The organism is Pseudomonas sp. EA_35y_Pfl2_R5, assembly GCF_963970805.1.
In the GTDB taxonomy this organism is placed as follows: Bacteria; Pseudomonadota; Gammaproteobacteria; order Pseudomonadales; family Pseudomonadaceae; genus Aquipseudomonas.
Genome location: NZ_CAXAOW010000007.1, coordinates 20,712 through 34,544, shown reverse-complemented (window position 1 = coordinate 34,544; position 13,833 = coordinate 20,712). Strand labels below are relative to the sequence as shown.

The 13,833-nt window shown below is 60.8% G+C and carries 12 protein-coding genes; 6 read left to right on the top strand and 6 right to left on the bottom strand.

Going from position 1 to position 13,833, the window contains the following annotated elements:
- The first annotated feature begins 82 nt into the window (after positions 1 to 82).
- From phaC to AACX99_RS13765, 5 genes are all read left to right on the top strand, one after another.
- The gene (gene phaC / locus AACX99_RS13785) at positions 83 to 1,759 is read left to right on the top strand and encodes a class II poly(R)-hydroxyalkanoic acid synthase (RefSeq protein ID WP_339412629.1); all 1,677 of its coding nucleotides are present in this window, start codon (positions 83 to 85) and stop codon (positions 1,757 to 1,759) included.
- Between the two features lie 65 nt (positions 1,760 to 1,824).
- Positions 1,825 to 3,066 carry a TIGR03862 family flavoprotein gene (locus AACX99_RS13780; protein WP_339412628.1) on the top strand — a complete coding sequence of 414 codons (1,242 nt, stop codon included), beginning with the start codon at positions 1,825 to 1,827 and terminating at the stop codon, positions 3,064 to 3,066.
- A 165-nt stretch (positions 3,067 to 3,231) separates the two neighbouring features.
- Positions 3,232 to 4,233 carry a response regulator gene (locus tag AACX99_RS13775; RefSeq protein ID WP_339412627.1) on the top strand — a complete coding sequence of 334 codons (1,002 nt, stop codon included), beginning with the start codon at positions 3,232 to 3,234 and terminating at the stop codon, positions 4,231 to 4,233.
- A gap of 11 nt (positions 4,234 to 4,244) precedes the next feature.
- Positions 4,245 to 4,700 carry a PAS domain-containing protein gene (locus tag AACX99_RS13770; protein ID WP_339412626.1) on the top strand — a complete coding sequence of 152 codons (456 nt, stop codon included), beginning with the start codon at positions 4,245 to 4,247 and terminating at the stop codon, positions 4,698 to 4,700.
- 82 nt (positions 4,701 to 4,782) lie between these two features.
- Entirely contained in the window at positions 4,783 to 5,145 is a 363-nt protein-coding gene (locus AACX99_RS13765) for a VOC family protein (protein ID WP_339412624.1), read from the top strand.
- A 93-nt stretch (positions 5,146 to 5,238) separates the two neighbouring features.
- On the opposite strand, the gene AACX99_RS13760 is transcribed toward AACX99_RS13765, so the two are convergent.
- The 4 genes from AACX99_RS13760 to AACX99_RS13745 all read right to left on the bottom strand — a co-directional run bounded on the left by AACX99_RS13760 (position 5,239) and on the right by AACX99_RS13745 (position 10,253).
- Complete coding sequence (locus AACX99_RS13760; protein WP_339412623.1) at positions 5,239 to 6,579, bottom strand: DEAD/DEAH box helicase; 1,341 nt, start codon at positions 6,577 to 6,579, stop codon at positions 5,239 to 5,241.
- A gap of 139 nt (positions 6,580 to 6,718) precedes the next feature.
- Complete coding sequence (zapE, locus tag AACX99_RS13755) at positions 6,719 to 7,813, bottom strand: cell division protein ZapE (RefSeq protein WP_339412622.1); 1,095 nt, start codon at positions 7,811 to 7,813, stop codon at positions 6,719 to 6,721.
- A 319-nt stretch (positions 7,814 to 8,132) separates the two neighbouring features.
- The gene (locus AACX99_RS13750) at positions 8,133 to 9,479 is read right to left on the bottom strand and encodes a tryptophan--tRNA ligase (RefSeq protein WP_339412621.1); all 1,347 of its coding nucleotides are present in this window, start codon (positions 9,477 to 9,479) and stop codon (positions 8,133 to 8,135) included.
- Between the two features lie 144 nt (positions 9,480 to 9,623).
- Positions 9,624 to 10,253: an alpha/beta hydrolase gene (locus AACX99_RS13745; RefSeq protein WP_339412619.1), complete on the bottom strand. Its 630-nt coding sequence runs from the start codon at positions 10,251 to 10,253 to the stop codon at positions 9,624 to 9,626.
- Between the two features lie 151 nt (positions 10,254 to 10,404).
- Here AACX99_RS13745 and AACX99_RS13740 point away from each other — a divergent pair, with 151 nt between their 5' ends.
- Positions 10,405 to 10,842 (top strand): YhcB family protein, encoded by a 438-nt coding sequence (locus AACX99_RS13740; RefSeq protein WP_339412617.1) that lies wholly within the window; start codon positions 10,405 to 10,407, stop codon positions 10,840 to 10,842.
- Between the two features lie 82 nt (positions 10,843 to 10,924).
- Here the strand turns inward: AACX99_RS13740 and cysN are convergent, their stop codons facing one another.
- Both cysN and cysD read right to left on the bottom strand, forming a co-directional pair.
- The gene (cysN, locus tag AACX99_RS13735) at positions 10,925 to 12,826 is read right to left on the bottom strand and encodes a sulfate adenylyltransferase subunit CysN (RefSeq protein ID WP_339412615.1); all 1,902 of its coding nucleotides are present in this window, start codon (positions 12,824 to 12,826) and stop codon (positions 10,925 to 10,927) included.
- A gap of 1 nt (position 12,827) precedes the next feature.
- Complete coding sequence (gene cysD, locus AACX99_RS13730) at positions 12,828 to 13,745, bottom strand: sulfate adenylyltransferase subunit CysD (protein WP_339412613.1); 918 nt, start codon at positions 13,743 to 13,745, stop codon at positions 12,828 to 12,830.
- Between the last annotated feature and the right edge of the window lie 88 nt (positions 13,746 to 13,833).

Below are 13,833 nucleotides of genomic sequence, written 5' to 3'. Positions count from 1 at the left end.
AAGGAACTGGCTGCACCCGTGTCGCGTCGCCTGTTCTTGCCGCATGCCGCCCTGTCGCAATAACAATGGAGTGTGATCTGTAATGCGAGAAAAAACCGTCGCGGGCGCCCTGCCCATCCCCGCCGCAGTGCTACAGAGCGAACAAAGCAGCCTGCGCGGTCGCAACCTGTTATCCACCCTAAGCACCCTGGCCCGCCAGGGCATTAAGCAGCCGATCCACAGTACCCGCCACGCGCTGGCCCTGGGTGGGCAGCTGCGGCGCATATTGCTGGGCGATACGGTGCATCAGCCATGCCCCAAGGATGCGCGTTTCAAGGACCCTTCCTGGCACCTCAACCCGTTCTATCGACGCAGCTTGCAGTCCTACCTGGCCTGCCAGAAGCAACTGCACGCCTGGGTCGAAGAAAGCAATCTGCCAGCCGATGATCAGGCGCGAGCACGCTTCGTTCTGGGCATGCTCGGTGATGCCCTGGCACCGTCGAATAGCCCGCTCAACCCGTTGGCGGTCAAGGAATTGCTCAATACCGGTGGACGCAACGTGATCCAGGGTACGCGCCACCTACTCGACGATCTGCTGCACAACGGTGGCATGCCCAGCCAGGTGTGCAAGCAGACCTTTGAGGTCGGCCGCAATCTGGCCATCACCCCGGGAGCGGTGGTGTTTCGTAACGAGCTGCTGGAGCTGATCCAGTACCAACCAATGAGCGAGAAGCAGTACGCCAAGCCGCTGCTGATCGTGCCGCCGCAGATCAACAAGTTCTATATCTTCGACCTCGCACCAGAGAAGAGCTTTATCCAGTACGCTCTGAAAAATGGCCTTCAGGTGTTCGTGCTGAGTTGGCGCAACCCCCATGCGCAGCATCGCGACTGGGGCCTGTCGAGCTATGTACAAGCCCTCGAAGAAGCTCTGGATGCCTGTCGAGCGATCAGCGCCAGCGCCTCGGTCAACCTGATCGGTGCCTGCGCCGGCGGCTTGACCATTGCCGCCCTGCAAGGCCATCTGCAGGCCAAGCGCCAGTTGCGCAAGGTGGCCAGCGCCACCTATATGGTCAGCCTGCTGGATTGCCGGATCGACAGCCCGGCCATGTTATTCGCCGACGAAAAAACCCTGGAAGCCGCCAAGCTCCGCTCTGCCGAGCAGGGTGTGCTGGAGGGGCGCGATATGGCCAAGGTGTTCGCCTGGATGCGCCCCAACGACCTGGTATGGAACTACTGGGTCAACAACTACCTGCTCGGCAAGCGCCCGCCGGCCTTCGACATCCTCTACTGGAATAACGACAACACCCGCCTACCGGCCAAGCTGCACCACGAGCTGATCGAGCTGTTTCAACACAACCCGCTGACGCGGCCCGGCGGCCTGGAGGTCTGCGGCACACCCATCGACCTGCAGAAGGTCAAGGTCGACAGCTTTAACGTGGCCGGGGTCAATGACCACATCACCCCATGGGAGGCGGTCTATCGCTCGACCCAGCTGCTGGGCGGTAACAAGCGCTTTATCCTCTCCAACAGCGGGCATATCCAGAGCATTCTCAACCCGCCGGGCAACCCCAAGGCCAACTTCTTCGACAGTACGCAACTAAGTGACGTCCCGCGCGACTGGCACGCACAAGCGCAACCGCAGGCAGGCAGCTGGTGGCCCGAATGGCTGGCGTGGGTTCAACAGCGCTCTGGCAAGCAGCGCGAGCCGGTACGAGCGCTGGGCAACCCGCAGTATCCGCCACAGGAGGCCGCCCCTGGCCTCTATGTGCGCACACGCTAACGGCCAGGCGCTACTGTGGCGGGCGCTCAGTTAGAATGTCCGCCTCTCTTGCCTGATGCCCACTCATGACCACCCGTACTGCCGTTCTCTCAACTGTTGTGATTATCGGCGGCGGCCCCGCCGGGCTGATGGCGGCCGAGGTACTAGCCCAGGCCGGCGTGCAGGTCGCGCTGTATGACGGCATGCCCTCCGTGGGCCGCAAGTTCCTCCTGGCTGGAGTGGGTGGGATGAATATCACCCATTCGGAGGCCAAGCCGGCCTTTGTCGCCCGCTATGGCAAGCGCCAGAGCGAGGTGGCCGAGCTGCTGCTGGATTTCGATGCTGACGCCCTGCGCGCCTGGATTCATGACCTGGGCATCGACACTTTTGTGGGCACTTCAGGCCGAGTATTCCCCAGTGATATGAAAGCCGCGCCGCTACTGCGCGCCTGGCTCAAGCGCCTGCGCGAGCTCGGTGTGCAGATCCACACCCGCCATCGCTGGCTGGGCTGGGATAACCACGGTGCGCTGCGTATCGCCTCGCCCACAGGCGAGCGGCTGATCACCGCCGACGCCACCCTGTTGGCGCTAGGCGGCGGCAGCTGGGCGCGGCTGGGCTCAGACGGCGCCTGGGCAAGCCTGCTGCAAGCACGCGGCGTGCAGATATCGCCCTTGCAGGCGAGCAACTGCGGCTTTGATGTCAGCGCCTGGAGCCCGTTTCTGCGGGACAAGTTCGCCGGCGCGCCGCTCAAGAACGTCAGCCTCGCACTTCCGGACGCAGCACCGCGCCTGGGCGAGTTCGTGCTGACCGTCAGCGGCATCGAAGGCAGCCTGGTGTATGCCCTGTCGGCTGAGATTCGCGAAACAATCAACCAGCATGGCAGCGCCACCGTACACCTCGATCTGCTGCCGCAGACGCCACTGGCCAAGCTGCAAGCAGCCCTGAGCAAACCGCGCGGCTCGCAGTCGATGGCCAAACACCTGCATCGCCAAGCCGGGATCGACGGGGTCAAGGCCGCGCTGCTGCGCGAGCTGGCCAGCGCCGAGGCCTTCAACGATCCGTTGCAGCTAGCCAATGCTATCAAGGCCCTACCCATCACCCTGAACCGCCCACGACCGCTTGATGAAGCCATCAGCACGGCCGGCGGCGTGCCCTTCGATCAGCTGAAAGACAACCTGATGCTCAAGGCTCTGCCCGGCACCTTCTGCGCAGGGGAAATGCTCGACTGGGAGGCCCCCACCGGCGGCTACCTGCTGACCGCCTGCTTTGCCAGCGGACAGATCGCCGCCCACGGCATGCTTGAATGGCTGCAACAGCCGGCCGAGTAAGAACCTGTTTTCGATCAACTGCGCATCGACCCCAGCTGCGTGATAAACAGGCGCGCAAGACCGCTAACACGCTCTAAGAGCCTCCGCGCGCAATTTCAAACGACTATGCTTGAGAGAAACCGCCCCAGAGCGGTGTTCTTCAACGCGCATAGGTAACCTCCAGCCGTGATCCCTCTAGTGGTCTGTGACGACTCGAACATGGCGCGCAAACAATTGATCCGCGCCCTGCCGCCCGAATGGCCGGTGACCATCAGCCAGGCCAGCAATGGCCAGGAAGCCCTGATTGCGTTACGCCAGGGGTTGGGCCAGGTGATGCTGCTGGACCTGACCATGCCGGTGATGGACGGCTATGAAACCCTTGCTGCGCTGCACGCCGAAGGCCTGGCCTGCAAGGTGGTGGTGGTTTCCGGTGACGTGCAGCAGGAGGCGCTACGCCGGGTCAAGGAACTCGGCGCCCTGGCCTTTATCAAGAAGCCCGCCGACCCCGAGGTACTGCGCGCCACTCTCCTCGAACTCGGCCTATTCGACCCAAAGGCGACACCAGGCGCTATCGCCCAGGCTGCGGTGCTCGATGAACTCAAAGTCAATTTTCGCGATGCCCTGCGCGAAATCACCAACGTCGCCATGGGCCGCGCCGCTGCGTTACTGGCCAAGGCTCTCGGCGTTTTTGTGCAGTTGCCGGTGCCTCAGGTGAATATATTCGAGGTCAGCGAGCTGCATATGACCCTCACCGACGCCATGCACGGCGAACGCATGAGCGCGGTATGCCAAGGCTTTATCGGCGACGGTATCGCCGGCGAGTCGTTGCTGCTGTTCCATGATTCGGAAGTAGCCGACATGGCGCGCCTGCTCAAGTGGCAGCCCAAAGATGACCTAGAAACCTCCGAAATGCTTCTGGATCTGGCCAGCATCTTGATCGGCGCTTGCCTGGCCGGGATCGCCGAGCAGATTGATGTGCGGTTTTCCCAGGGCCATCCGCAACTACTTGGCCAACACTCCTCCATTGAGCAACTGATTCACCTCAATCAGCGCCGCTGGAAGAAGACCCTCGCAGTGGAAGTCAGCTACAGCCTGGAGGCGCACAACATCCACTTCGACCTGCTGCTGCTGTTTACCGAAGACTCAATCAAACGCCTGACCAACAAGATCAACTACCTGATGAACTAGGCGGTACGCCCATGCCCGCACAGATTGATATCAAAGAGGTGCACTGGCTGCTCGACATCGTGCAGTGCATCGACGTCGGCGTTATCGTGCTTGACCGTCAATATCAGGTCGAAGTATGGAACAGCTTTATGGAGAACCATTCGGGCATGGGCCCCGATGAGGTGCACGGTAAGACCCTGTTCAACCTGTTCCCCGAGATCAACGAAGTCTGGCTAAAACGTAAGGTCGACACCGTGGTACAACTGGGCACCCGCGCGTTCAGCCTGTGGGAGCAAAATCCGTATCTGATGCACTTCAAGAATTATCAGCCGATTACCGGGCAGGAAGACTTTATGTACCAGAACGTCACCCTGCTGCCGTTGGCGGGCGCCACTGGTGAGGTCGAACATATTTGCGTGGTGATCTATGACATGACCGCCGCCGCCACCCACAAGAAGCAGCTGGCCGCGGCGCAAGCCAGTCGTTAATCTCTGCCCTTGCCAGGCCACGGCAGAGGGCCGGCGCAACCGTTAATAGCCTGTTCGACCCCACTCGTGCAGGAATCATCCGATGTTGCAAAGCGTTGAACTGAAAACCTTCGTTCCGGCCCGCGATTTCGCCTTGAGCCAGGCGTTCTATCAGGCGCTGGGCTTCAAGCCGGGCTGGGTCGGCGATGACCTGGCTTATTTCAGCCACGGCGCCCACTGCGCCTTTTTACTGCAGAATTTCTACGTCAAGGAGCAGGCGGAGCACTTCGTTATGCACCTGCTGGTGGAAGACGTCGATGCCTGGTGGCAGAAGGTGGTGGATGAGCAGCTTGGCGAGCGCTTCGGCGTACGCTTGGTGCCGCCGCAGGATCAACCCTGGGGCATGCGCGATTTTGTGATCATCGACCCCAGCGGCGTGCTCTGGCGGATTGCGCAGAACATTTAGCCCCTCTGGTGGACACGCTTTGCGTTGTCCACCCTACGGCTGCCGCCACCCACAAGAAGCAACTGAAAGCGGCGCAGGCAGCCGCAACTAAGGTTACTTGGCAAATTTGCCAGGCTTACCTGCTTTCCCGCCAAAGCTCGGCACCTTGCGCACCGCCTTGACTGACGGTGCGGCCGGTTCATCCGCCTCCATCCAGCGTCCCAGGCTGCCGCCCTTGCCGCCGCCAACCACTTTCGGCTTCTTGGCCTTCTTCGGCTTTTTCACCACCTGACCGCCTGGCAGGGTCTGTGGTACACGGTGATCGGGGATAAAATCCGGCTCGTCGATGCGCTGCAGCACTTGCTGGGTCAGGGTTTCGATGGCAGAGAGCAGTTGCACTTCATCGGCGCAGACCAGCGATACGGCCTGGCCGGTGGTACCGGCACGGCCGGTGCGGCCGATGCGGTGCACGTAATCTTCGGCGACGATCGGCAGATCGAAGTTGACCACCAGCGGCATGTCGTCGATATCCAGGCCACGGGCCGCGACATCGGTGGCCACCAGCACCTTGACCTCACCGTCCTTGAAGCGCTGCAGAGCGCGCTGACGGGTGGCCTGGGGCTTGTCACCGTGGATCGAGTCGGCGCTAATGCCGTGGCGCTGCAGCTCGGCTTCCAGCTCGTCGACGCCCTTGCGGGTTTTTACAAACACCAGGGCCTGACTCCAACGTTTGGCCTGATACAGATGCAGAAACAGCTCGCTCTTGCGCTTCTTGTCCACCGGGATCAGCCACTGCTTGACCGACTTGGCGGCGGCGTTGCGCGGGCTGACCTCGATGCTCAGTGGGTCATTGAGCATCTGACCGGCCATGCTGCGGATCGCTTCGGAAAAGGTCGCAGAGAACAGCAGGGTCTGGCGCTTTTTCGGCAGCGCGCGGAACACACTCTCCAGCTCGTTGGCAAAACCCAGGTCGAGCATACGGTCGGCTTCGTCCAGCACCAGGGTTTGCACCTGGTTGAACTTCACCGCGTTCTGCCGAAACAGGTCGAGCAAGCGGCCTGGGGTGGCCACCAGCACGTCCACGCCTTTACGCAGTTTCATCATCTGCGGATTGATACTGACCCCGCCATACACCGCATAGCTGCGCAGCGGCAGGTGCTGGCCGTAGGTGATAAAACTCTGCAACACCTGTTCGGCCAGCTCACGGGTCGGCACCAGTACCAGCGCGCGCACCGAATTACTCGCCACCTCTGGCCCTTCCATCATCAGCCGTTGCAGCACCGGCAGAGCAAAGCCTGCGGTCTTACCGGTGCCGGTCTGCGCTGCGGCCATCAGATCGCGACCTTGCAGAACCGGCACGATGGCCTGGGCCTGCACAGCGGTGGGGGTTTTGTAGTCGAGGCTGTCGAGGGTGCGCAGCAGAGGCTCGATCAGGCCGAGGGAGGCAAAGGTCATAGGGTTACCGCAAGACAGGAAGACAATGGCGCACAGTTTATCCTGCCAGAGCGCAGACGGCCCGGTTGTCTTCGGCGGATGTACAGGCGGCGATGCCAGCAGGCTGCCCCCGAATTGGAGCAGCCGCTGGTGAGCGCGATTATGGTTTGTGCGCGCGCGACAGGAACTCGTGGGACTGCATTTCCAGCAGGCGGCTCAAGGTGCGCTGAAATTCGAAGGTCAGGCGGCCACCGGTGTACAGGTCTTTCAGCTCCACTTCGGCGGAGATGATCAGCTTGACGTTGCGGTCGTAAAACTCATCCACCAGGTTGATAAAGCGCCGCGCCATATCGTCCTTCGCGGTGCTCATCTGCTCGACGTTGGACAGGATCACCGCGTGGAAAATCTTGCCCAGCTCGATGTAGTCGTTCTGGCTGCGTGGGCCGTCGCACAGTTCACGGAAGTCGAACCAGGCCACGTCATCACCTTCCTTGCGGGCCAAGATCGCGCGGTTCTCGATCATCAGCGGCTTGTTCTCTTCCACCACACAGTGCTCGGGCAGCAGGCTGCGAAAGCTCTTCTCCAGGCTGACTTCGGCCTCTGCATCCAGCGGCCAGTGGAACAGCTCGGCCTGCTCCAGCGCACGCAGGCGATAGTCCACACCACTGTCAACGTTGACCACGTCGGTGTGCTGCTTGACCAGGGCAATTGCTGGCAGGAAGCGCGCGCGCTGCAGGCCATCCTTGTACAGACCGTCCGGAACGATATTGGAGGTCGCCACCAGGGTCACGCCGTTCTTGAACAGCTCCTCCAGCAGGGTGGCGAGGATCATCGCGTCGGTAATGTCGGAGACGAAGAACTCGTCGAAACAGATCACCCGCGCCTCGTCGGCGAAGCGCTTGCCGATAATGGTCAGCGGGTTCTTCTCGCCTTTGAGGGTGCGCATTTCCTCATGCACACGCTTCATAAAGCGGTGGAAGTGGGTGCGGACTTTCTGCTCGAACGGCAGCGAATCGAAGAAGGTGTCGACCAGGTAGGTCTTGCCGCGCCCGACGCCGCCCCAGAAATACAGGCCTTTGACCGGTCCCTGCGGCTTCTTGCCGAACAGCTTGCCGAACATGCCGGCGCTGCCTTTGTCTGCGGCGATCAGGTCGTCATACAGGCGCTGCAGGTGACGCACCGCAGTTTCCTGGGCAGCATCATGAAAGAAGTCGGGGCGTTTAAGGTCGGCCTGGTAACGTTCTAGGGGCGTCATAATTCGTAAGAGCCTGTTCAAAGTCTGCTGCGCGTCGGGCCTGCTGCGTTAGAAACAGGCTTGGAATGCTCATGTACACCAGTACATTCCGCTTCCTCGCCTGTTTCTGCCTTGCATGCCTCTAGCTCGCGAGCCTTGAGCAGGCTCTTGGCCGGGCAAGTAAAACGGGGGCGTCACTTTAGCGACGCCCCCGTGGATTGGCAATCGGCCAGCACCGCGGGCGGGCGGAAATCCGATTAGTGCAGCCGTAGGATCGGTCGGGCCGCGTCGGTTGAGCCGATTGATGGGTATCGCTGGCTCAACCCATCCTACATCCGCCTTATTCCTGTGGTGCCAAGGCCTCACGCAGACGCTGAATCGCCGCCTGACAGGCGTCGCTGTCGGCGAATGCCGGGCTTTGTGCCACGCACTCGCTGTCCAGCCATACGCCGAAACCGCCATCCTGCTCGCGCACATCCAACACCTCGCCGGATTGCAGGCGTTTGTTGACCATGCCTGCGGCCTTGCCATCGGCAAACGACTTGGACAGCAACAGCTGCTCACCGGCGGCATCCAGCAGGCGGAAACGGAAGCTGCCGTCGTCGTCACGGAAGCTGACAAACCGCGCGCTCTTGCCGGCTTTCTTCTTCTCGCTCGCCTGGTTGGTGCCCGGGCTGCGGAAGGAGCGCAGACCCACGGCCTCACGCAGCTCGCCGAGAAACGGCGTGGCGGTCTTGCGCGCCTTGGCGGCGCCGGCCATCAGGATATCTTCCAGGTCCGCCGGCTTATTGATCAGCGCGTGATAACGTTCGCGCGCTTCGCCCAGCTCGGCTTCCAGCAGGGTGCACAGCGCCTGCTTGGCCTCACCCCAAGCCAGACCACCCTCCAATGCAGCGCGGAAGTCCGCCTGCTGGGTCGGCGCGGCAAAGGCCTGATAAAGGGTGAACAGATGCGAATTATCCGGGTCTTTCGGCTCGCCCGGCAGCTTGGAGTCGGTAACGATTCTCGCAACCGCATCCTTGAGCTGCTTAGTACTGCCGAACAACGGGATGGTGTTGTCGTAGCTCTTACTCATCTTGCGGCCATCGAGGCCCGGCAGAGTCGCTACATCTTCCTCGATCACCGCTTCGGGCAGGGCGAACAGTTCCTTGCCTTGGCCGAACAGGTGATTAAACCGCTGAGCGATATCGCGAGCCATCTCCACGTGCTGGATCTGGTCACGCCCAACCGGCACCTTGTGCGCGTTGAACATCAGGATGTCCGCCGCCATCAGCACCGGGTAGCTGAACAGGCCCATGGTGATACCGGCGTCCGGGTCTTCGCCCTGCTCGACATTCTTGTCCACTGAGGCCTTGTAGGCATGGGCGCGATTCAGCAGGCCCTTGCCAGCCACACAGGTGAGCAGCCAGCACAGCTCGGGAATCTCGGGAATATCCGACTGACGGTAGAAGGTCGCCTTATCGGTATCCAGGCCCAACGCCAGCCAGGTGGCGGCGATTTCCAGGCGCGAACGCTGAATCCGTGTTGGGTCATCGCACTTGATCAGCGCATGGTAGTCGGCCAGGAAGTAGAACGAATCCGCATCGGCGGCACGGCTGGCAACGATGGCCGGGCGAATCGCGCCCGCGTAGTTGCCCAGGTGCGGGGTGCCGGTGGTGGTGATGCCGGTAAGGATACGAGTGGTCATGTTCAGGTTCGCTTTACTTGAGCCATCTTATGATCTCGCGAGCTAGAGCCTGGCTAGGCAAAAACAGGCGAGGAAGCGGAGTTTACTGGTGTAAATGAGCTTTCCGAGCCTGTTTTTAACAACGCCAGGCCGACGCGCAGCAGATCAGAGACGCGGCAGCAGCAGATCTTTGAGATCAGTAAGCTTGCCGTGAAAAAAGTGGCCGCATTCTGCCACTTTCAGCAGCTCATGGGCACGCCCGAGTGCCGCCGACCACTGGTAAACCACCTGTGGGTCGATCACTTCATCGTCTTCGGGCTGAATCAGGATCAGCGGACAATTACTGGCTGGGGGCGTTTCTTCGCTCAAGCGATGCACCGCCGGTGCCACCATAAACAGCTTGTCGAGGATCACGCCCTGGACTTCCAACCGAGCCCCGAGGGCCGCAGCGACAAAGCCGCCAAAGGAAAAACCCAGCAAGGTCAGCGGCAACTCGGGGTGCTGCGCACGCAGCCAGCTGGCCACCGCCTCGGCATCATCCACCTCACCGCTGGCCATATCGTGGCTGCCGGCACTGGCACCGACGCCGCGGTAGTTGAAGCGCAACGTGGCCAGGCCACTGTCACGGGCGGTGCGCTGCAGGGTAGAGACCACCTTATTGAGCATGGTGCCGCCCTGCACCGGATTGGGGTGGCAGATCAACGCCACACCCCGGGCGCCGGGAGCGTCCAGCCACAGGGCTTCGAGTTGGCCACTGGGGCCGGTAATCATTAGAGGGGTTTCGCGGGTGAGCAACAGGGAACTCCGTGACCTCGCAGTGGGTCGACTCGTCTAGCTGACAGCCTGCGCCATACACTCACCGCAATCGTTTCGGCATTGCATTGCGGTATACAGCACAGGTTCGAGCCGTTAACGTAAAGCAAAGCCGTTTAGAGAGGAAGGACTCGTGGAACAGACGCTCACCGCCTGGTTGCTACCGGCTATTACCCTGGTTGCCGGCATTGCCATTGGCTTCCTGATTGCCCGCCTGGCACCGAATGCCGCACCTAGCCGCACCCAGCGCCAGCTGGATGAAATGCAGGAGCGCTTTGACGCCTATCAGAGTGAGGTGGTTAGCCACTTCAACACCACCGCCAATATGGTGAAAAAGCTTACCCAGAGCTATCAGGACGTTCAGGAGCATCTGTCCGATGGTGCCAACCGTCTTGCACTCGACGAGCTGACTCGCCAACGCCTGCTGGCCACCCTGCATACCGATGACAGCAGCGAAAAACGCGAGCGCCTGACGCCACCGAAAAACAACGAAATGCCCAAGGACTACGCGCCTAAAAGCGCCGATGTACCGGGCATGCTTGATGAAAGCTACGGTTTGAAGAACAAGTAAAACTGCTGACTCGCCCTTCGGCGACATCCAGCAGGCAATAAAAAGCCCCGCACTAGGCGGGGCTTTTTATTGCGCGGTGGTCTTAGATCGCACCACGCTCACGCAGCAGAGCCAACACCTGCTTGACGGCTTCATCCACCGACAACGCCTGCGTATCGATCACCAGATCGGCATTCAGCGGCACGTCATACGGGAAGGACTCTCCCGGAATATTGTCGCCGCCAGCCGCGTACAAGCCCTGCGGGTCACGCTCGGCGCAAACCTGCGGCGAAGCTTGTACATAGACGGTGAGCAGACGCTCGGCACCGATCAATGCCTTGGCCTGCTCGCGACCTTCGGCATCGGGCGCAACGAAGGCCGCCAGGGTCAACAGGCCAGCTTCGTTGAACTGACGTGCAACGTGGGCCGCACGGCGCCAGTTCTCGGTACGCCCGGCGCGGTCCTGGGGAAGGCCCTTGTTCAGGTCATGACGCAGGTTCTGACCGTCCAGCACATACACCGCACGGCCGGAGTCGAACAGCTTGCGCTCCACGGCGTAGGCCAGGGTGCTCTTGCCGGCGCCGGACAGGCCGCTGAACAGTACGGTGGCCGGCTGCTGACCGAAGCGCGCGGCACGCTCTTCGGTAGACACGTGGGCCAATTTGCCGTGATGGCCGCCCGAACCCTGCGCACCAACCGGCTCGGCGATGATCATGCCAGCGCCAACGGTGCCGTTGGTCAGGCGATCGATCACGATAAACGAACCGGTGGTGCGGTTGTGCGCGTAGCCATCCAGGGCAATCGGTGCATCCAGCGCAATGCGCACCTGGCCGATTTCGTTGAGCTGCAGACTGCTCGCCGCGCCCTCTTCCAGGGTATTTACATCAACCCGATGAGCGATGCTGGCAATCGAACCCGGCACGTAGCTGGTGGCGCGCTTAATGTCGTATTTCTTGCCCGGCAGCATCGGCTCTTCGGCCATCCACACCAGCATGGCGTCGAAGCTGTCGACCACCTGCGGACGGTTGTCGGCATGCACCAGCATGTCGCCGCGGGACACGTCGATTTCGTCTTCCAGGGTGATGGTAATCGCCTGGCCTGGGCCGGCCTGCTCCAGCTCACCTTCGAAGGTGACGATGGACTTGACCTTGCTGCCCTTGCCCGATGGCAGGGCGATAACTTCATCGCCCTTGCGCACGATGCCGCTGGCCAGGGTGCCGGCGAAACCGCGGAAGTTCAGGTTCGGACGGTTGACGTACTGCACCGGGAAGCGCAGGTCATCAAAGTTGCGGTCGCCTGCAACTTCCACGGTTTCGAGAATTTCCATCAAAGACTGGCCGGTGTACCAAGGCGACTGTTCGCTCTTGTTGACCACGTTGTCGCCCTTGAGCGCCGACATCGGCACGAAATGCATCGAACTTGGCTTGAAGGCAATGCCCTCAGCAAACGCCAGGTAATCGGCCTTGATCTGTTCAAACACACCCTGATCGAAGCCTTTGAGGTCCATCTTGTTGACCGCAATGACGATGTGCTTGATGCCCAGCAAAGAGGCAATAAAGCTATGGCGCTTGGTCTGCGTCTGCACGCCATAACGGGCGTCGATCAGAATGATTGCCAGGTCGCAGTTAGACGCTCCGGTGGCCATATTGCGGGTGTACTGCTCATGGCCGGGGGTGTCGGCGATGATGAACTTGCGCTTGGTGGTGCTGAAATAGCGGTAGGCCACATCGATGGTGATGCCCTGCTCGCGCTCGGCCTGCAGGCCGTCTACCAGCAACGCCAGATCGACTTCTTCGCCGGTGGTACCGGATTTCTTCGAGTCTTTGGTGATGGCGTCCAAGTGGTCTTCATAGATCATCTTGGAGTCATGCAGCAGGCGGCCAATCAGGGTGCTTTTGCCATCATCGACGTTGCCGCAGGTGAGAAAGCGCAGCAGCTCTTTACGCTCGTGCTGGCCCAGATAGGCGAGGATGTCCTCACTGATCAATTCGGATTGATGCGACATATTAAAAGTACCCCTGACGTTTCTTCTCTTCCATCGAGCCGGAGGAGTCATGGTCGATGACTCGGCCTTGGCGCTCAGAGGTCTTGGCCAACAACATTTCCTGAATAATTTCCGGCAGGCTGGTTGCCGTGGACTCCACCGCACCGGTCAGCGGGTAGCAACCCAGGGTACGGAAGCGCACCATCTTTTTATGGATGCTGGCTTTTTGCTCAGGCGTGAGGTGCTCGAGAATACGGTCGTCGTCGATCATGATCAGCGCGCCGTTCATTTCGATGACTTCGCGCTCTTCGGCGAAATACAGCGGCACAATCGGGATGCTTTCCAGGTAGATGTACTGCCAGATATCCAGCTCGGTCCAGTTGGACAGCGGGAATACGCGGATCGACTCGCCCTTTTTGACGTTGCCGTTGTACACATTCCACAGCTCTGGGCGCTGATTCTTCGGGTCCCAGCGGTGCTTGCTGTCGCGGAAGGAGTAGACACGCTCTTTAGCGCGGGACTTCTCTTCATCGCGGCGCGCGCCACCGAAGGCGGCATCGAAACCGTACTTATCCAGCGCCTGCTTGAGGCCCTCGGTCTTCATCACGTCGGTGTGCTTGGCACTGCCGTAGGTGAAGGGATTCATGTCCTGCGCCACACCATCGGGGTTGGTGTGGGTGATCAGGTCCAGGCCATACTCGTTGACCATCTTCTCGCGGAAGCTGTACATCTCCTGAAACTTCCAGCGCGTATCGACGTGCATCACCGGGAACGGCAGCTTGCCCGGAAAGAACGCCTTGCGCGCGAGGTGCAGCATCACGGCGGAGTCTTTACCGATGGAATAGAGCATTACCGGGTTGTCGAATTCGGCGGCCACTTCACGAATGATGTGGATACTTTCCGCCTCCAGCTGTTTCAGGTGGGTCAGTTTATCGAGCATGGCTACTCACGAAATGCGATATGTTTGGGCCGGCGGGCCGTGGACGAGGGCGCACTCTAGCACAGCACCCTCTTCTAATCAGGAGCCT

Bases quoted from the DNA above. Each gene is read 5' to 3' on its own strand.
- phaC (WP_339412629.1), top strand. From the start codon at position 83: ATGCGAGAAAAAACCGTCGCGGGCGCCCTGCCCATCCCCGCCGCAGTG.
- AACX99_RS13760 (WP_339412623.1), bottom strand. From the start codon at position 6,579: ATGACCTTTGCCTCCCTCGGCCTGATCGAGCCTCTGCTGCGCACCCTC.
- AACX99_RS13770 (WP_339412626.1), top strand. From the start codon at position 4,245: ATGCCCGCACAGATTGATATCAAAGAGGTGCACTGGCTGCTCGACATC.
- cysN (WP_339412615.1), bottom strand. From the start codon at position 12,826: ATGTCGCATCAATCCGAATTGATCAGTGAGGACATCCTCGCCTATCTG.
- AACX99_RS13765 (WP_339412624.1), top strand. From the start codon at position 4,783: ATGTTGCAAAGCGTTGAACTGAAAACCTTCGTTCCGGCCCGCGATTTC.
- AACX99_RS13750 (WP_339412621.1), bottom strand. From the start codon at position 9,479: ATGACCACTCGTATCCTTACCGGCATCACCACCACCGGCACCCCGCAC.
- cysD (WP_339412613.1), bottom strand. From the start codon at position 13,745: ATGCTCGATAAACTGACCCACCTGAAACAGCTGGAGGCGGAAAGTATC.
- zapE (WP_339412622.1), bottom strand. From the start codon at position 7,813: ATGACGCCCCTAGAACGTTACCAGGCCGACCTTAAACGCCCCGACTTC.
- AACX99_RS13780 (WP_339412628.1), top strand. From the start codon at position 1,825: ATGACCACCCGTACTGCCGTTCTCTCAACTGTTGTGATTATCGGCGGC.